The sequence below is a fragment of the Stutzerimonas kunmingensis genome, from assembly GCF_900114065.1.
GTDB classification, from domain to species: Bacteria; Pseudomonadota; Gammaproteobacteria; order Pseudomonadales; family Pseudomonadaceae; genus Stutzerimonas; species Stutzerimonas kunmingensis.
In genome coordinates, this window is sequence record NZ_FORS01000005.1 from 262,651 (window position 1) to 281,189 (window position 18,539).

15 protein-coding genes are annotated in these 18,539 nt (G+C 63.1%); 9 read left to right on the top strand and 6 right to left on the bottom strand.

Annotated elements, in window-relative coordinates; all coding sequences use genetic code 11:
* Positions 1 to 8: 8 nt before the first annotated feature.
* Both BM275_RS14660 and elbB read right to left on the bottom strand, forming a co-directional pair.
* Positions 9 to 476 carry a thioesterase family protein gene (locus BM275_RS14660; protein ID WP_003301083.1) on the bottom strand — a complete coding sequence of 156 codons (468 nt, stop codon included), beginning with the start codon at positions 474 to 476 and terminating at the stop codon, positions 9 to 11.
* A 142-nt stretch (positions 477 to 618) separates the two neighbouring features.
* A complete protein-coding gene (elbB, locus tag BM275_RS14665) occupies positions 619 to 1,284 on the bottom strand; it encodes an isoprenoid biosynthesis glyoxalase ElbB (RefSeq protein ID WP_090522011.1) in 666 nt (221 codons plus the stop codon).
* Positions 1,285 to 1,587: 303 nt separating this feature from the next.
* Here elbB and hemB point away from each other — a divergent pair, with 303 nt between their 5' ends.
* Together hemB and ppk1 are read left to right on the top strand one after the other, a co-directional pair.
* Positions 1,588 to 2,601 carry a porphobilinogen synthase gene (gene hemB, locus BM275_RS14670; protein ID WP_090522012.1) on the top strand — a complete coding sequence of 338 codons (1,014 nt, stop codon included), beginning with the start codon at positions 1,588 to 1,590 and terminating at the stop codon, positions 2,599 to 2,601.
* Positions 2,602 to 2,620: 19 nt separating this feature from the next.
* Positions 2,621 to 4,828: a polyphosphate kinase 1 gene (gene ppk1 / locus BM275_RS14675; RefSeq protein ID WP_090522014.1), complete on the top strand. Its 2,208-nt coding sequence runs from the start codon at positions 2,621 to 2,623 to the stop codon at positions 4,826 to 4,828.
* Between the two features lie 116 nt (positions 4,829 to 4,944).
* On the opposite strand, the gene ppx is transcribed toward ppk1, so the two are convergent.
* On the bottom strand, positions 4,945 to 6,447 hold the full coding sequence (ppx, locus tag BM275_RS14680; RefSeq protein WP_014821733.1) for an exopolyphosphatase: 1,503 nt from the start codon (positions 6,445 to 6,447) through the stop codon (positions 4,945 to 4,947).
* A 183-nt stretch (positions 6,448 to 6,630) separates the two neighbouring features.
* Between ppx and trxA the strand changes: the two genes are divergently transcribed.
* The 4 genes from trxA to BM275_RS14700 all read left to right on the top strand — a co-directional run bounded on the left by trxA (position 6,631) and on the right by BM275_RS14700 (position 11,084).
* Positions 6,631 to 6,957 (top strand): thioredoxin TrxA, encoded by a 327-nt coding sequence (gene trxA / locus BM275_RS14685; protein WP_003283463.1) that lies wholly within the window; start codon positions 6,631 to 6,633, stop codon positions 6,955 to 6,957.
* 231 nt (positions 6,958 to 7,188) lie between these two features.
* A complete protein-coding gene (gene rho, locus BM275_RS14690; RefSeq protein WP_014821732.1) occupies positions 7,189 to 8,448 on the top strand; it encodes a transcription termination factor Rho in 1,260 nt (419 codons plus the stop codon).
* Between the two features lie 123 nt (positions 8,449 to 8,571).
* Positions 8,572 to 10,038 carry a 4-hydroxy-3-polyprenylbenzoate decarboxylase gene (gene ubiD, locus BM275_RS14695; protein ID WP_090522016.1) on the top strand — a complete coding sequence of 489 codons (1,467 nt, stop codon included), beginning with the start codon at positions 8,572 to 8,574 and terminating at the stop codon, positions 10,036 to 10,038.
* A gap of 74 nt (positions 10,039 to 10,112) precedes the next feature.
* Entirely contained in the window at positions 10,113 to 11,084 is a 972-nt protein-coding gene (locus BM275_RS14700; RefSeq protein WP_090522018.1) for a CDP-6-deoxy-delta-3,4-glucoseen reductase, read from the top strand.
* 57 nt (positions 11,085 to 11,141) lie between these two features.
* Here BM275_RS14700 and BM275_RS14705 read toward each other — a convergent pair whose 3' ends face one another.
* The 3 genes from BM275_RS14705 to BM275_RS14715 form a co-directional block, all read right to left on the bottom strand.
* Entirely contained in the window at positions 11,142 to 11,807 is a 666-nt protein-coding gene (locus BM275_RS14705; RefSeq protein ID WP_090522020.1) for an SPOR domain-containing protein, read from the bottom strand.
* On the bottom strand, positions 11,808 to 13,547 hold the full coding sequence (gene argS, locus BM275_RS14710) for an arginine--tRNA ligase (protein WP_090522022.1): 1,740 nt from the start codon (positions 13,545 to 13,547) through the stop codon (positions 11,808 to 11,810).
* Positions 13,548 to 13,661: 114 nt separating this feature from the next.
* Complete coding sequence (locus BM275_RS14715) at positions 13,662 to 15,884, bottom strand: primosomal protein N' (RefSeq protein WP_090522079.1); 2,223 nt, start codon at positions 15,882 to 15,884, stop codon at positions 13,662 to 13,664.
* 192 nt (positions 15,885 to 16,076) lie between these two features.
* Here BM275_RS14715 and rpmE point away from each other — a divergent pair, with 192 nt between their 5' ends.
* From rpmE to BM275_RS14730, 3 genes are all read left to right on the top strand, one after another.
* Positions 16,077 to 16,289: a 50S ribosomal protein L31 gene (gene rpmE, locus BM275_RS14720; protein ID WP_014821726.1), complete on the top strand. Its 213-nt coding sequence runs from the start codon at positions 16,077 to 16,079 to the stop codon at positions 16,287 to 16,289.
* 20 nt (positions 16,290 to 16,309) lie between these two features.
* A complete protein-coding gene (locus tag BM275_RS14725; RefSeq protein WP_023446115.1) occupies positions 16,310 to 17,104 on the top strand; it encodes a thermonuclease family protein in 795 nt (264 codons plus the stop codon).
* A 149-nt stretch (positions 17,105 to 17,253) separates the two neighbouring features.
* Positions 17,254 to 18,522, top strand: a complete 1,269-nt coding sequence (locus BM275_RS14730; RefSeq protein WP_014821724.1) for a malic enzyme-like NAD(P)-binding protein — start codon at positions 17,254 to 17,256, stop codon at positions 18,520 to 18,522.
* The last annotated feature ends 17 nt before the right edge of the window (positions 18,523 to 18,539 follow it).

Sequence of the window (18,539 nt, forward strand, 5' to 3'; positions counted from 1 at the left end):
TCGGCCGATCAGCCGCAAAGATAAGTGCCGGTGCCCACGGCGATCAGAGTGCCCAGTTCGTTGTGCAGCTCAGAACGCACCACTGCGACCTTGTTGCCCGAGCGCAGCAGCATCGCGCTGGCACTGAAGCGGGTGCCTCGGCCTGGGCGCAGGTAGTCGATGCGCAGATCGATGGTTCCCAGCCGGGAAAGCCGTGCGGCGCGCTCCTGGGTGGTCAAATGGCGATGCTTGTCGAAGGCGCCGAGCATTGCCATTGCCCCGCCGGCCACGTCCAGCAGCGAGGCGATGACCCCGCCATGCAGGATGCCGTGGACGAAGTTGCCGACCAGCTCCGGCTTCATCGGCAGGTGCATGACGACCTGGGAGGTCGATACCTCGTCCAGTTCGATGCCCAGCGCCTGGTTGAAGGGGATGCGTTCGAACATCTGGCGTACCGCCTGGGCCTGCTCGGCGAGCAGGGCGTCGTCGTGGTTCATGGTCGGCGTTCCTGTGGATGAGCGATCAAGCTGCCCGAGGATGTTCGCGCTGAACAGAGTGGCGGCACGAGCAGCCGCGGCTTTGGCGGCTTTCGCGCAAAAAAATCCCGGGCGGACCCGGGATCATTTGGCGGCGTTCGGATCAGTCTTCGGTGGTCATTTCCAGTACCCGGTCGACCAGCTTGTAGATGCCCGAAGCGGCTTCGCTGATGGATTGCGCCAGCATGTACGCCGGTGTGGTGACCAGTCGATGCTGCTTGTCCACGACGATGTCGCTGACTTCGCACGCCTGATGCTCGGCGCCCATCTGCGCGACCGCCTTGGCGGCATCGGCCTCGTCACTGCCAAGGGTACAGACCACGCCGGCGCCGAAGATCTGCGCGGCCATGGTCGGCGCGATGCACATCATCCCGACCGGCTTGCGTGCCTCGGCAAAGGCCTGCGCGAGCGCCACGACATCCGGCAGTGCCTTGCTGCGGGCGCCTTCGGTAGCGAAATTGGAGAGGTTCTTCGCGGCGCCGAAACCGCCGGGGATGATCAGCGCGTCGAAATCCTCGGCGCGCGCCTCGCGCAGATCATTGATCTCGCCGCGGGCCAGGCGAGCGGACTCGGTCAGCACGTTGCGCGACTCCGGCATCTCGTCGCCGGTCAGGTGATTGATCACGTGCATCTGCGGGATGTTCGGTGCGAAGCACTGCACCTTGACGCCACGCTGGTCCAGGCGCAGCAGGGTGATGACGCTTTCGTAGATCTCCGAGCCGTCGTAGACGCCACAGCCGGAGAGGATCACGGCGACTTTCTTGTTCATGGTGGTACTCCTGGTCAAGTTCAGCGGCCCTGCGTCGGGCACGGCAGATGCGTTCGATGCTAATACCTGGGACGGTTCCAGGTAAGCCCCACACGTTCCGTTGGATTCGCGCGATGCGCTGGTGTTCATTGCCGCAGGTTTGGCGCGGCAGTTTGCGCCTGATCAAAGCACTGGCAGTCGCCGGCATGGCTGGCGACAATGGGCGCGGTTTCGGAGGCTCGACGGCCTGGCGTTGTCATCATTTCGTCATGTGTCGGGCCTATAAACGTCATATTCGCCCGTTCTGCGGGCCAGGAGTCCGTCGTGAGTTTCGTTCCTGCCAGCCGGCTGTTCCCCGCTACTCGTCTGCGTCGCAATCGTCGTGACGATTTTTCCCGCCGTCTGGTGCGCGAAAATGTGCTGACCGTCGATGACCTGATCCTGCCGGTGTTCGTGCTCGACGGCGAGAACCGCCGCGAGCCGGTGCCGTCGATGCCGGGAGTGGAGCGCCTGTCCATCGACCTGCTGCTCAAGGAGGCCGAAGAGCTGGTGGCGCTGGGCATTCCGGCGCTGGCGCTGTTTCCGGTGACACCGCTGGAGAAGAAGTCCCTCGATGCGGCCGAAGCCTGGAACCCGGAGGGCATCGCCCAGCGCGCCACGCGCGCCTTGCGCGCGCGGTTCCCTGAGCTGGGAATCATCACCGACGTAGCCCTCGATCCATTCACCACGCACGGCCAGGACGGCATTCTCGACGACAGCGGATACGTGCAGAACGATGTCACTGTCGACGCGCTGGTCCGCCAGGCGCTGTCCCACGCCGAAGCCGGCGCTCAGGTGGTCGCGCCGTCGGACATGATGGATGGTCGTATCCAGGCGATTCGCGAGGCGCTGGAAGTGGCCGAACACCACAACGTGCGCATCATGGCCTACTCGGCGAAATACGCCAGCGCCTACTACGGCCCGTTCCGAGATGCGGTGGGCTCTGCCGCCAACCTCGGCAAGAGCAACAAGAATACCTATCAGATGGACCCGGCCAACGGTGACGAGGCGCTGCACGAAGTGGGCGCCGACCTGGCCGAAGGCGCGGACATGGTGATGGTCAAGCCCGGTCTGCCCTACCTGGATATCGTCTGGCGGGTCAAAGATGCCTTCAAGGCGCCGACCTTCGTCTATCAGGTCAGCGGCGAGTACGCCATGCACATGGCCGCCATCCAGAATGGCTGGCTGAGCGAGGCCGTCATCCTTGAGTCTTTGGTCGGCTTCAAGCGTGCCGGGGCCGATGGCATCCTGACTTACTTCGCCAAACAGGCGGCACAACAATTAAAACGGGGCCAGTGAGCCCTTTCGAGGCAAAGCGATGATCAACCAGGGACTCAGCGAAAAGGATCTGCAGGACGCCGTGGTCGGCGAGGTGCTGGAACACACGTTGCCCGAGGTGGTGTCTGCGCCACTGGAAGTCGTCGAGGAGACGCCGGTCGCGCTGGTGACCAACCTGGACGACAGTGCGCTGTACATCCATCGCGAGCTTTCGCAGCTTCAGTTCAACGTCCGCGTGCTCGAGCAGGCGCTGGATGAGTCCTATCCGCTGCTGGAGCGGCTGAAGTTCCTGCTGATCTTCTCCAGCAACCTCGATGAGTTCTTCGAGATTCGCGTCGCCGGACTGAAGAAGCGCGTCACCTTCGCCCGCGAACAGGCGGGCGCCGACGGCCTGCAGCCGCATCAGGCGCTGGCGCGCATATCCGAGCTGGTCCACGAACAGGTCGACCGCCAGTACGCGATCCTCAACGACGTGCTTCTGCCAGCGCTGGCCGAGCATCAGATTCGCTTCATTCGCCGCAGGCACTGGACGGCCAAACTCAAGACCTGGGTGCGCCGCTATTTCCGCGACGAGATTGCGCCGATCGTCACGCCGATCGGTCTCGATCCGACCCATCCGTTCCCGCTGCTGGTGAACAAGAGCCTGAACTTCATCGTCGAGCTGGAAGGCGTCGATGCCTTCGGCCGCGATTCCGGTCTGGCGATCATCCCGGCGCCACGCCTGCTGCCGCGGGTGATCCGCGTGCCGGAGTCGGTCGGCGGCGCCGGCGACAACTTCGTCTTCCTCTCCTCGATGATCCATGCCCATGCCGACGACCTGTTCCACGGCATGCGGGTCAAGGGCTGCTACCAGTTCCGCCTCACCCGTAACGCCGACCTTTCGGTTGACACCGAGGACGTCGAGGACCTGGCACGCGCGCTGCGTGGCGAGCTGATATCGCGTCGTTATGGCGATGCCGTGCGCCTGGAAGTGGCCGATACCTGCCCGCAGCACCTGGCCGATTTTCTACTCAAGCAGTTCAGTCTGGGCGAGGGCGAAATGTACCGGGTCAACGGCCCCGTCAACCTGACCCGCCTGTTCAGCATCACCGGGCTGGACAGCCACCCGGAGCTGCAATACAGCCCCTTCACACCATCAATTCCGAAGTTGCTGCAGAACAGCGACAAGATATTCAGTGTGATCAACAAGCAGGACATCCTGCTGCTGCACCCGTTCGAGTCCTTCACGCCGGTGGTCGATCTGCTGCGTGAAGCTGCGAAGGACCCGTGCGTGCTGGCGATCAAGCAGACGCTGTATCGCTCGGGTGCCAATTCGGAGATCGTCGATGCGCTGGTCGATGCGGCGCGCAGCGGCAAGGAAGTTACCGCGGTGATCGAACTGCGCGCCCGCTTCGACGAGGAATCCAACCTGCAGCTCGCCAGCCGCCTGCAGCAGGCCGGCGCGGTGGTGATCTATGGCGTGGTCGGCTACAAGACCCACGCCAAGATGATGCTGATCCTGCGTCGCGAAAATGGCGAGCTGTGCCGTTACGCGCATCTGGGCACCGGCAACTACCACGCGGCCAACGCGCGGCTGTACACCGACTACAGCCTGCTGACCTCCGATGACGCGCTCTGCGAGGACGTCTCCAAGCTGTTCAGCCAGCTGATCGGCATGGGCAAGACCATGCGCATGAAGAAGCTGCTGCACGCGCCCTTCACGCTGAAGAAGACGCTGCTCGACCTGATCGCCCAGGAAACCCAGCACGCGGCCGAGGGGCGGCCCGCGCATATCATTCTGAAGATCAATGCGCTGACCGATCCGAAGATGATCAAGGCGCTGTACAAGGCCAGCCAGACCGGCGTGCGCGTCGATCTCATCGTGCGTGGCATGTGCTGCCTGCGGCCGGGCATCGCCGGTGTCTCGCACAACATCCATGTGCGCTCGATCATCGGCCGGTTCCTTGAGCACAGTCGGGTGTTCTACTTCCAGAATGACGGTGACGAGAAGCTCTACCTGTCCAGTGCCGACTGGATGGAGCGCAACCTCGATCGTCGGGTGGAAACCTGTTTCCCGGTGGAAGGCAAGAAACTGGTGATGCGGGTTAAGAAGGAGCTGGAAGGCTTCCTCAGCGACAACACCCAGAGCTGGATTCTGCAGCCTGACGGCAGCTACCTGCGCAACAGCCCCACCGGTAATCAGAATGCGCGCAACATACAGAGTACGTTGTTGGAGCGTCTCACCGGGCCGCAGGTCGGCGTGCGCTGAGTCAGGTGTTTCCCGCGGTGCGTTTTCAGGCATGTGGCTGGCGCGCGCCGCGTCGGCCTGGCTGAGGAGGCGAAGACTGGTTACCTGTATCATCAAGGGCCCCTAGGGCCCTTGTTTCATTTCATCCGCAGTTCGTAGCCCACGCGCGCGAGCCAGGCGGCTTCGGCCTCGAAGTCGGCCCTGGTCAGCGGGTTCGCGCCCAGCCAGCCGGTCGGGAAGATCAGCTCCAGGCCCCGTTCGGTCGCCTTTAGCTGCACCTCGGAGACGGCGTTGGCACCGCGGATGTGGTGGAACAGGATGGCGAAGCGCAGCAGGATGCACAGTCGCACCAGTGCATCGGCATCGACCCCGGTCTCGCCGAACTTGTCCTGAGGAATATTGCGTCGGTGGCCGCGCACCAGCAGCGCCAGCATCAGTTGATCCTGACGGGAGAAACCGGGCAGGTCGGAATGTTCGATCAGGTAGGCGCCATGCTTGTGGTAGTGGTAGTGCGCGATATCCAGGCCCACTTCATGCACTCGTGCAGCCCAGGCGAGCAGCTCCCGGTGCCAGTCCTGATCCAGGCTCCACGCCTCGGCCACCTGGTCGAACGCCTCCAGCGCCTTGGCTTCGACTCGCGCGGCCTGTTCCATGTCGACGTGGTAGCGCTCCATCAGGAAGCTCAGCGAGCGGTCACGGATGTCCTCGTCATGGTGACGGCCTAGCAGGTCGTAGAGCACCCCTTCGCGCAGGGCGCCTTCGGAGTGGGTCATGCTGCTGATCTCCAGCGCATCGAATATCGCCTCGAGAATCGCCAGGCCCGCAGGAAACACGCCGCGACGGTCCGGCTTGATGCCGTCGATGTCGATCTTCTCCACGTCGCCGAGCTTGAACAGCTTGCGTTTGAGCCATCCCAACCCTTCGAGGTTGACCTCGCCGTTGCCGAAGCCGCCGCTCTTGATCGCCAGACCGACGGCTCGGATGGTGCCGGACGCGCCGATGGATTCCTGCCAGCCGAGCCGGCGCAGACCATGCTCGATGCCCATCAGCTCTACCCGCGCGGCGGTGTAGGCCTGGGCGTAGCGTGCCGGGGTGATCTTGCCGTCACGGAAGAAGCGTTGGGTGTAGCTCACGCAGCCCATCTGCAGGCTTTCGCGCAGCTGCGATTCGAACCCTTCGCCGATGATGAACTCGGTGCTGCCGCCGCCGATGTCTGCCACCAGGCGGCGGCCGGAACTGCTCGGGATGGTGTGCGACACGCCGAGATAGATCAGGCGCGCTTCTTCGCGGCCGGAGATGACCTCGACCTGATGGTTGACGATCTCTTCGGCGCGGCGGATGAAGGTGGCGCGATTGCGCGCTTCACGCAGTGCGTTGGTGCCGACGATGCGTACGGCGCCCTGCGGCAGATGATTGACCAGCTGGGCGAAGCGACGCAGACAGTCCAGCCCACGCTGCATGGCGGCCTCGTCGAGTAGACGGTTTTCGTCGATCCCAGCAGCCAGCTGGACCTTCTCGCCGAGCCGTTCGAGGATGCGCATTTCGCCATTACTGGTGCGCGCGAGCACCATGTGAAAGCTGTTCGAGCCCAGATCCAGGGCGGCGATCATGGGAAAGGTCTCAGCGGTGTTATGGCGCATTGGGCGGTCTCGATGCAAAACTCAGACATCCTGACATGATAGCCCCCATCCGCCAACGCAGTCGTTGACGCATGGGGGCGCTGCTCGCGGGCGATCGTCGCCGACCCGAGGGTCTGCAGCTTTCGATCCGCTCACAGTAGGGCTATGATGGCGACCTTTCCGTTCCGACCCTGGAGAAAATCCATGAGCGAATACATCAACAATGTCAGCGACAGCAGTTTCGAGCAGGACGTCCTCCAGGCCGACGGTCCCGTACTGGTCGACTACTGGGCCGAGTGGTGTGGTCCGTGCAAGATGATCGCGCCGGTACTCGACGAGATCGCCAAGGACTACGAAGGCCGTCTGAAGGTTTGCAAGCTCAATATCGACGAGAACCAGGAAACCCCGCCGAAATACGGCGTGCGTGGTATCCCGACGCTGATGCTGTTCAAGAACGGCAATGTCGAGGCGACCAAGGTCGGTGCACTGTCCAAGTCGCAGCTGGCGGCGTTCCTCGACAGCAACATCTGACTTCGCCGAAGTTCCCCTCTAAAGCCCTCGCAGTCGCGGGGGCTTTTTTCATCGGCAGGGTGGACGCTTCGTCTGCACGGTGCTAAATTCGGCCTCGCGACGCATTCTTCCGTCGCCCTCTGCACGCCGTCGCCGACGCACTTCAGCCTCATAAAGCACAACGAACCTGTTCGTCTCTTGCTGCGCGGCTTCTCAAGCTAATCGCTTTCTACATCCTTCCTGACTCTCTCTATGAATCTGACTGAACTCAAGCAAAAGCCCATCACCGAACTGCTGGAAATGGCCGAACAGATGGGCATCGATAACATGGCCCGTTCGCGCAAGCAGGACGTGATTTTCTCCCTGCTCAAGAAGCACGCTAAAAGCGGCGAGGAAATCTCCGGTGATGGCGTGCTGGAGATTCTCCAGGACGGCTTCGGCTTCCTGCGCTCTGCGGATTCTTCCTACCTGGCCGGCCCGGACGATATCTACGTCTCGCCCAGCCAGATTCGCCGCTTCAACCTGCGCACCGGTGACACCATCATCGGCAAGATTCGCCCTCCGAAGGAAGGTGAGCGCTACTTCGCTCTGCTCAAGGTTGACTCGATCAACTACGATCGGCCGGAGAACGCGAAGAACAAGATCCTCTTCGAGAACCTGACCCCGCTGTTCGCCAACGAGCGCCTGAAGATGGAAGCCGGCAACGGTTCCACCGAAGACCTCACCGGTCGCGTAATCGACCTCTGTGCTCCGATCGGCAAGGGCCAGCGCGGCTTGATCGTCGCTCCGCCAAAGGCGGGCAAGACGATCATGCTGCAGAACATCGCCAGCAACATCACCCGCAACAACCCCGAGTGCCACCTGATCGTGCTGCTGATCGACGAGCGTCCGGAAGAAGTGACCGAGATGCAGCGCACCGTGCGCGGCGAAGTGGTCGCCTCCACCTTCGACGAGCCGCCAACCCGTCACGTGCAGGTCGCCGAGATGGTGATCGAGAAGGCCAAGCGCCTGGTCGAGCACAAGAAGGACGTGGTCATTCTGCTCGACTCCATCACCCGTCTGGCGCGTGCCTACAACACCGTGATCCCGAGCTCCGGCAAAGTGCTCACTGGTGGTGTCGATGCCCACGCGCTGGAGAAGCCCAAGCGTTTCTTCGGTGCCGCGCGCAACATCGAGGAAGGCGGTTCGCTGACCATTCTCGCCACCGCGCTGGTGGAGACCGGCTCGAAGATGGACGAGGTGATTTACGAGGAGTTCAAGGGCACCGGTAACCTGGAGCTGCAACTGGATCGTCGCATTGCCGAGAAGCGTGTCTTCCCGGCCATCAACATCAACCGTTCGGGTACTCGCCGCGAAGAGCTGCTGACCAGCGAGGAAGAGCTGCAGCGCATCTGGATCCTGCGCAAGCTGCTGCATCCGATGGATGAAAGCGCTGCGATTGAGTTCCTGCTCGACAAGCTCAAGGACACCAAGACCAACGACGAATTCTTCATGTCCATGAAGCGCAAGTAAGCGACTCGTCGTTGCCAACAAGGCCGGGGAAACCCGGCCTTCGTCTGTCTGCAGGTTTTGGAAAACCCGACGCGGGCGCTAAACTTTGCGCCTCGTCCCTGCCGGCCCATGCGAGGCTCAAGCATGCAGTATCGCGATCTGCGCGACTTTATCAGCGGCCTGGAAAAACGCGGTGAGCTCAAGCGCGTCACGGCTGCTGTCTCCCCGGTTCTGGAAATGACCGAAATCTGTGACCGCACCCTGCGCAAGCAGGGCCCGGCACTGCTCTTCGAGAACCCGACGGGTTTCGACATGCCGGTGCTCGGCAATCTGTTCGGCACGCCGCAGCGGGTCGCCCTCGGTATGGGCGCCGAGGATGTCTCCGAACTGCGTGAGATCGGCAAGCTGCTGGCGTTTCTCAAGGAGCCGGAGCCGCCGAAGGGGTTGAAGGACGCCTGGAGCAAGCTGCCGATCTACAAGAAGGTCATCAGCATGGCGCCCAAGGTGCTCAAGGACGCGCCCTGCCAGGAAGTGATCATCCAAGGTGATGACGTCGACCTGGGGACAATCCCCGTACAGCACTGCTGGCCGGGCGACGCCGCCCCGCTGATCACCTGGGGTCTGACCATCACCAAGGGGCCGAACAAGGAGCGGCAGAACCTCGGTATCTACCGCCAGCAGGTTATCGGCCGCAACAAGGTGATCATGCGCTGGCTCAGCCATCGTGGTGGGGCCTTGGATTTCCGTGAATGGTGCAATAAATACCCGGATCGGCCGTACCCGGTCGCCGTGGCACTGGGCGCGGACCCGGCGACGATTCTCGGTGCGGTGACGCCTGTGCCCGATACGCTGTCCGAATATGCCTTCGCCGGCCTGTTGCGCGGTTCGCGCACCGAGTTGGTCAAGGCGGTCGGCTCCGATCTGCAGGTGCCGGCGTACGCCGAGATCGTCCTCGAAGGGCATATCCATCCGGGCGAGATGGCCGATGAAGGACCTTACGGCGACCACACCGGCTACTACAACGAGGTCGACCGCTTCCCGGTGTTCACCGTCGAGCGCATTACCCATCGCCGAAACCCGATCTATCACAGCACCTATACCGGGCGTCCGCCGGATGAGCCGGCGATTCTCGGCGTGGCACTGAACGAAGTGTTCGTACCGATCCTGCAGAAGCAGTTCCCGGAAATCGTCGATTTCTACCTGCCGCCGGAAGGCTGTTCCTATCGCATGGCGGTGGTGACGATGAAGAAGCAGTATCCCGGCCACGCCAAGCGGGTCATGCTCGGCGTGTGGAGCTTCCTGCGTCAGTTCATGTACACCAAGTTTGTCATCGTCACCGACGACGACATCAACGCCCGCGACTGGAACGATGTGATCTGGGCCATCACCACACGCATGGACCCCAAGCGCGACACGGTGATGATCGACAACACGCCGATCGACTACCTGGATTTCGCCTCGCCGATCTCCGGGCTGGGCTCGAAGATGGGCCTGGATGCCACCCACAAATGGCCGGGCGAGACCAACCGCGAATGGGGGCGGGTCATCGTTCAGGACCCGGCGGTGAAGCAGCGGGTTGATGAACTCTGGTCGCAGCTGGGCATCGACTGACATATCCGAAGAGGCGGGCCCGAGCCCGCCCGAAAGCCTTGGCGGGTCATCCCGTTCACTGATAAGACGTGCACATGAAAGTTACTTTGCAGCCATCCGGCGCCGTGCTCGACGTGCGGCCCGGCGAACGATTTCTCGATGCCGCCAGGCGTCTGGGCTACGAATGCCCGCAGAGCTGTCGCAACGGCAATTGCCACATCTGCGCCTCGCTGCTGGTCGAAGGACGTGTGCGGCAGGCCGGCGAGGTACGCGATCACGGCGAGCTGCTGGCCTGCCTGGCCGAGCCACTGGAAGACTGCGTGCTGCTCTGGGATGGCGTGCTGGCGCCCGGCGAATTGCCGGTACGCGAGCTGAGCTGCCAGCTCAGTGGCTACGAAGAGGTCGGTGGCGATGTGGTGCGCTTGCGCCTACGCCTGCCGGCCGGTCGCCAGCCGCGCTATCACGCCGGTCAATATCTGTTGCTGCAACGGGAGGACGGTGAGTGGTCGGCGTTTTCCCTCGCCTCTGCTCCCGGCAGCGGCCGAGAGCTGGAGCTGCACGTGCTGGCGCGTGAGGAATCCGCGATCGAGCTGCTGGCATTCCTGCGGCGGCAGGGCTTTGCGCGGATCCAGCTGCCATTCGGCGACACGCATCTGGCAGAACTGCCGGACGGACCCTTGGTGCTGGTTGCAGCGGGCACCGGCATGGCGCAGATGCACAGTCTGATCGAATATTGCCGCGCAGCCGGGTTCTCGCATCCGGTGCATCTGTACTGGGGTGTTCGCCATCCCGAAGACTTCTACCAGCTGTCGCACTGGGATGAATGGCAGGGCATGAGCAATCTGCATCTGCATCGTGTCGTCAGCGACGTTTGCGGCTGGGACGGTCGCTGCGGCATGCTGCACGAAGCGATTCGCGAGGATTTCAACGATCTCAAACCGTTGCATATCTATGCCAGCGGCTCGCCGTCGATGGTCTATGGCACGCTGGATGCGTTAGTGGAGGCGGGGATGGACCCGCATCAGATGCGCGCTGACGTGTTTGCCTACGCGCCGCGGGAAAGCTGATTCGGTTTGCTGCGCCAGAATGAAAAACGCCGGGTCGAAAGCCCGGCGTTTTTTCATTCAGCGCGCCTGCCGCTGTTGCAACAGCAGGTTCTTGTAGCCGCTGGCGGCCAGCGTCTTTTGTGCGGCATTCAGTTGCTCGCGGCTGCCGAAGGGTCCGACCAGTACGCGATACCAGGGCTCATCACGCACCTTGACGCTTTCCACGCGCACGTCCTGACCAAGCAGGATGATCTGCGCGCGTACCCGATCAGCCTCCGCCTGCTGGCGGAACGAGCCGGCCTGCAGAAAGAACTGGGTAACTGGTGCCTTGGCCACTGTGGGCGGCGGCGGTGGTACCTGGCCATTGAGTGCGGCCTGCGCGCGGGCTTCGTCGATCTTCGCCGCTTCCTCCGGCGTTACCGGCTTGGCCGGCGGTTCCGGCTGCTTGGCTTCCGGCGGCAGAATCACTTCCGACTCCGGCAGCAGCGTATAGAAGTCGTATTTCGGCTTGGCCGCCTGCTCGCTGGCTGGCGTGCGCTTGGGCTGCTCCTTGATCGCGGTCTTGGGTGCGTCCTTGTTGCGCTTGACCTCCTCGCCACCCGGTTCGAGGCTCATCAGGAACATGATGAAACCGCCGATGACCAGGCCACAGACCAGCCAGATCCAGCCTGGTACGGCCTGTTTGGCGGGCGCCTGATAGCGGCTCGCGCCTCGTTTGGGCGCGGCTTTCTTCCTTGCAGCCACTTACATGCGCTCCAGAGTTTCCAGGCCGAGAAGTTCCAGGCCCTGCTTGAGGGTCTTGCCGGTCAGGGCAGCGAGGCGCAGTCGACTCTGCTTCTGCTCTGGCTGTTCGGCGCTGAGGATCGGGCAGTGCTCGTAGAAACTGGAGAACAGCCCGGCCAGATCGTACAGGTAAGCGCACAGCAAGTGCGGTTCACCTTTTTCGCCGACGCTATTCAGTACTTCGCCGAACTGGGCGAGCTTGGCGGCGAGCGCCAGTTCCTGCTCAGCCTCGAGCTGAATCTGCCCGGCGATCTCATCGATGCCTTGACCCAGCTTGCGGAACACGCTGGCCACGCGGGTGTAGGCATAGAGCAGGTAGGGCGCGGTGTTGCCTTCGAAGCTCAGCATCAGTTCGAAGTTGAAGCGATAGTCGCTGGTGCGGTGTTTGGAAAGGTCGGCATATTTGACGGCGCTGATACCCACCGCGCGGGCGATCTGGCGCAGCTCGGCTTCATCGAGGTCCGGATTCTTGCCCTTGACCAAGGCATAGGCGCGCTGCTCGGCTTCGTCGAGCAGATCGATCAGCTTTACCGTGCCGCCGTCGCGGGTCTTGAACGGGCGGCCGTCGGCGCCGTTCATGGTGCCGAAGCCCATGTGCTCAAGCTGCATGCCGGCATGGACGAAGCCGGCGCGACGCGCCACTTCGAAAGCCATCTGGAAATGCAGGGCCTGGCGCTGATCGACGAAATACAGCGCGCGATCGGCATGCAGGACCTGGCTGCGGTAACGCATGGCTGCCAGGTCGGTGGTGGCGTAGAGGTAGCCGCCGCCGGCCTTCTGCACGATCACCGGGAGCGGATTGCCTTCGGCGTTCTTGAATTCGTCGAGGAAGACGCACTGCGCGCCGTTGTCCTCGGTGAGCAGACCTTTACTGCGCAGGGCTTCGACGATATCTGCAAGCTCGTCGTTGTAGGCGCTCTCACCCTTGACGTCGGCCGGGGTCAGCTTGACGTTGAGGCGGTCGTAGATCTTCTGGCAGTGCGACAGGGAAATATCGTTGAAGCGCGTCCACAGGCTCAGGCATTGTGCGTCCCCGGCTTGAAGCTTTACCACCAGTTCGCGGGCGCGGTCGGCGAACTCGGCGGACTCGTCGAAGCGCTGTTTCGCTGCGCGATAGAACTGCTCCAGGTCGGACAGCTCGCTTTCCGCCGCCGCCGGTTTCTCCTCGAGGTAAGCCAGCAGCATGCCGAACTGGGTGCCCCAGTCGCCGACGTGGTTCTGCCGGATCACCTCGTCGCCGAGGTACTCGAGCACACGACCGACAGCGTCACCAATAATGGTCGAGCGCAGGTGGCCAACATGCATCTCTTTCGCCAGGTTCGGCGATGACAGGTCGATCACCACGCGCTGGGGCGCCGACGCCTTGCGCACTGCCAGCTGTGGATCGGCCAGGGCCGCTTCGAGGCGCTCGGCCAGTGCGTCGCTGTTCTGGAAGAAGTTCAGAAAGCCTGGTCCGGCGATTTCCACCTTGCTGATCTGCGCGTCCTGCGGCAGCGCGGCGATCAGCTTCTCGGCCAGGTCGCGCGGCTTCAGCCCGGCCGGTTTGGCCAGCATCATGGCGATGTTGCTGGCGAAATCGCCGTGGCTCTTGTCCCTGGTGTTTTCCACCTGAATCGCGGGGGTCAGCCCTTCAGGCAGGACGCCTTCGGCGGTCAGGCGGACGAGGGCTTGCTGGATCAGGTGGCGAATGCTGTCTTTCATGGTCGGCTCAGTCCGCAAGTGTGCGCGAAAACCCGGCATTATCGGGTCGCTATGGGTATCGCTTCAAGGTGCGTGGCGCGCAGGGCGGCAAAAGTCCGGGTTTCGATCAGGCGATCAGAACAGATCGATCGGGTCGACATCCAGGCTCCAGCGCACGGCGCGACCGCCGGGCAGTTGTTCGAGCATCGGGACCCAGGCGTCCATCAGCCGGTGCAGGGTCGCCCGCGCGTTGCCCTGAAGCAGTAATTGCGCCCTGTAGCGGCCGGCACGCCGTTCCATCGGTGCGGGAACCGGTCCGAGCAGGTCGACGCCGTTGAGCTGCAGTTGGTCGAGCAACTGTTCGGCGAGGCTGCAGGCGTCGTCGAGGAAAGCTTCGGCCTGGCCGGGCTTCTGTGCCTCGGCGCGCAGCAGCGCCAGATGGCTGAACGGCGGCAGGCCGGCCGCGCGGCGCTCGGACAGGGCCTGCTCGGCGAAGGCGAAATAACCCTGTTCGGTCAGCTGCACCAGCAGCGGATGGTCGGCCAGATGCGTCTGGATGATGACCTTGCCAGGCTCCTCTGCGCGCCCGGCGCGCCCGGCGACCTGGACGATGAGTTGGGCCATGCGTTCGCTGGCGCGGAAGTCGGCGGAGAACAGTCCACCGTCTGCGTCGAGTATTGCCACCAGCGTGACGCGGGGGAAATGGTGCCCCTTGGCGAGCATCTGCGTGCCGACCAGCAGGCAGGGTTCGCCGCGGTTGATGGTGCCGATCATCTGCTCCATCGCGCCCTTGCGCGAGGTGCTGTCGCGGTCAATACGCAGCACCGGATAGTCGGGGAAGAGGATGCCCAGGCGCTCCTCGGCGCGTTCCGTTCCGGCGCCAACCGGGCGCAGATCCACCTTGCCGCAGTCCGGGCAGTTGCGCGGCGGTCGCTCGACGTGCCCGCAGTGGTGGCAGCGCAGTTCGTTGTGACGTTGATGCAGGGTCATCCGTGCGTCGCAGCGAGGGCACTGGCTGAGCCAGCCGCAGTCATGGCAGAGCAGGGTGGGGGCGAAGCCACGTCGGTTGAGGTAGACCAAAACCTGCTGGCCGGCGCCGAGGGTCTGGCCGATGGCCTGTTGCAGCTGGCCGGATATGCCGGCGTCCAGCGGGCGACTCTTGACATCCAGGCGCCGGAAGCGCGGCGACTGTGCATTGCCGGCCCGTTGCGTCAGCTTGAGCAGCGCGTAGCGGCCGCTGTGGGCGTTGTGCAGGCTTTCCAGCGAGGGCGTGGCCGAACCGAGCACAATCGGCAGGTTCTCCTGGCGCGCGCGCAGCAGGGCCAGATCGCGGGCGTGGTAGCGTAAGCCTTCCTGCTGTTTATAAGAGGCGTCGTGCTCCTCGTCGATGATGATCAGGCCGGGATTCTTCATCGGCGTGAACAGGGCCGAACGGGTACCGATGATGATGTCCGCCTCGCCATCGCGGGCGGCGAGCCAGGCATCGAGTCGCTCACGATCGTTGACGTTGGAGTGCAGCAGCGCGATCCGGGCGTTGAAGCGCTGTTCGAAGCGGGCGAGCGTCTGTGGCCCCAGGTTGATCTCGGGGATCAGCACCAGCGCCTGCTTGCCGGCTTCCAGTACGCGATGAATCAGTTGCAGGTAGACCTCGGTCTTGCCGCTGCCGGTCACCCCCGCCAGCAGGAACGCCTGAAATCCTCCGAGGCCCGCGCTCACCGCCTCGAAGGCCGCGCGTTGCTGTGTATTCAAGGTAAGTTCGGCCTGTAGCAGCCAGCCGCCACTGTGCCCGCGCGTCGGTCTGCTGCGGCGGGATTCGATACGCACCAGGCCCTTTTCCAGCAGCAGGTCGAGGCTGTCCTTGTTCAGCTGCAGTTTGCTGAGCAGCGCATGTGGCAAGCCGTGAGCGTGCTGGGCGATGGCTTTCAGCGCTTCGCGCTGCCTGGGTGCACGAACCAATCGCGGATCGTCAGGGCTCGCGCCTTCGGCTACGTGCCAGTAGCGCTCTTGTCGCGCTTCAGCGGGTTCGCCCTGACGCAGCAGTACCGGCAGTGCCCAGCTGAGGGTGTCGCCAAGGCTGTGCTGATAATACTGCGCGGTCCACAGGCAAAGCTTGAATAGCGGGGCGTGCAGGGGTGGTTTGCTATCCAGCAGTTCCAGGGCCGGCTTGAGCTTCTCCGCCGGCACTTCGCTGTGGTCGCTCAGCTCGACCAGAATGCCGACCACTTCGCGTCGACCGAATGGCACGCGCAGGCGTACGCCTGGTTGAAGAGCGGCGGGTGACACGCCAGCCGGCGGCAGGTAATCGAACAGGCGACGCAGGGGTGAGGGCAGCGCCAGGCGGAGGATGCTGGAAGACACTCGATGATCCTTGGTGATGTGCGGCGATGGTAAACGATGACGCGATTCGGCGTCGTCGCGAGCGCGCCAGCGGCTCAGCGCGTCTGTCGCCCGCGCTTGCATCACCCTAGCGCTCTGGTATGATTCGCGCCCTACTTCGTGCGGTACTCGACATAGGGTCGGGTGGCGGCACACAATCCTAGAGGATTCACCATGAAAGCCGATATCCATCCTAATTACGTCGAAATCGAGGCCACCTGCAGCTGTGGCAACGTCATCAAGACCCGCTCCACGCTGGGCAAGAACCTGAGCCTCGACGTGTGCTCCGAGTGCCACCCGTTCTACACCGGCAAGCAGAAGGTGCTGGATACCGGCGGCCGTATCGATCGCTTCAAGCAGCGTTTCGGTGTGTTCGGCGCCAAGTAAGCTGGCGTACCGGGAATCCAATGGGGTTTTCCGAGCACATGAAAAAGGCGTCCCTGGTGGGCGCCTTTTTCGTTTCCGTCTTCTGGCAAATTCAAGCGCTTGCCTTCTGCCCGTCGCCGGGGCGCTTGTCGACGCTGGAAGTGGCCCAAGTCGTTGACGGCGATACGCTGCGTCTGGTCGATGGTCGCAGCGTGCGGCTGATCGGCATCAACACGCCGGAGCTGGGGCGTGACGGGCGCAAGGCCGAGCCTTTCGCGCTGGCCGCACGGCGCCGACTGCAGGCATTGGTGCAGGCCAGTGACGGGCGGGTCGGTCTGGTCCTGGGCCAGGAGCGGCACGATCGCTATGGGCGCACGCTGGCCCATGCTTATGACGCGCAGGGACGTAATCTCGAAGCCGTGCTGCTTGCCGATGGCCTTGGCTTCATGGTCGCGGTGGCGCCGAATACACGGATGGTGGCCTGTCAGCAGCGGGCCGAGCAGCGGGCGCGGCAAAACGGTCTGGGTGTCTGGCGCGAGCTGAAGCCCGGCTCGCCGCAATCGTTGAGGCGTGGTGGCTTCGCGCTGCTCGAAGGTAGGGTCGAGCGGGTCGAGCGCAATCGTGGCGGCTATTGGCTCGAAATGGATGGTCCGCTGGTGGTGAACATACCGCCGCAGGCGCTTGACGCATTCGATGTCCGGACAATGACCGTACTTGCCGGGAAGCGACTCGAGCTGAGGGGCTGGGTGGTCGACCGCCGCGGACGGGTGGGGGCCGGGCAGGCCCGCTGGATGCTGCGCGTCACCCATCCGGCGATGCTGGAGTTGTCGCGCTGATCGGCTGTTCGTAACGGCGCGTGAATCTACCCGGAAAGTCGTAGCGGCTTGGGCTTGACAGTCAGCCGGCCCGCTGGCTTGTGAGTGCGCTTGTTCTTGGCGTATGCTCGACCGCCTGTCTGTCCCAGTAAAATAAGCGGAAATGCCACATGACTGACCTGAAAACTGCCGCGCTCGAATACCATGCCCAGCCCCGCCCAGGGAAATTGAGCGTCGAGCTGACCAAGCCCACCGCCACTGCTCGTGATCTTTCCTTGGCCTACAGCCCGGGTGTAGCTGAGCCTGTGCGCGAGATCGCTCGCGATGCGGAACTGGCTTACCGCTACACTGGCAAAGGCAACCTGGTGGCTGTTATCTCCGACGGCACCGCTATTCTCGGCTTGGGCAACCTTGGCCCGCTGGCTTCCAAGCCGGTGATGGAAGGCAAGGGCGTGCTGTTCAAGCGTTTCGCTGGCGTCGACGTATTCGACATCGAAGTCGATGCGGAAAGCCCGCAGGCCTTCATTGATACCGTCAAGCGCATCTCGATCACCTTTGGTGGCATCAATCTGGAAGATATCAAGGCGCCGGAGTGCTTCGAGATCGAGCGGGCGCTGATCGAGCAGTGCGATATTCCGGTTTTCCATGACGACCAGCATGGCACCGCCATCGTGACGGCTGCCGGCATGCTCAATGCGCTGGAAATCGCCGGCAAGACTCTCGAGCAGGCCAAGATCGTCTGCCTCGGTGCTGGGGCTGCCGCAACCTCGTGTATGAAGCTGCTGGTCAGCATGGGTGCGAAAATCGAGAACATCTTCATGATCGATCGCAAGGGCGTCATCCACGCCGGTCGTGACGATCTGAACCAGTACAAGGCTGTGTTCGCCCATGAAACCGACAAGCGCACTCTGGACGATGCGCTCGAAGGTGCCGACGTTTTCGTCGGCCTGTCAGGCGCCAACCTGCTGAGTCCGGAAGGTCTCAAGCGCATGGCGGCCAATCCGGTTGTCTTCGCCTGCTCCAATCCTGATCCGGAGATCAGCCCGGAGCTGGCGCATGCGACGCGTTCGGACGTGATCATGGCAACTGGCCGCTCGGACTACCCGAACCAGGTCAACAACGTATTGGGCTTCCCGTTCATCTTCCGTGGCGCGCTGGATGTTCGTGCCAAGCGCATTAACGAGGAGATGAAGATCGCGGCCGCCATTGCGCTGCGCGATCTCGCCAAGTTGCCGGTGCCGGCTGAAGTGGCTGCTGCGTACGGTGTGGATAGTCTGGAATTCGGCCGCGAATACATCATTCCGAAGCCAATGGATCCGCGTCTGATCACGTTGGTGTCTGATGCCGTGGCCAAGGCAGCCATCGAAAGTGGCGTGGCGACATTGCCTTATCCGTCGCATTATCCGCTGCAGTCGGTTAACGACGTTTTCAACGGCTGACCGCGCTGAAAAAACAA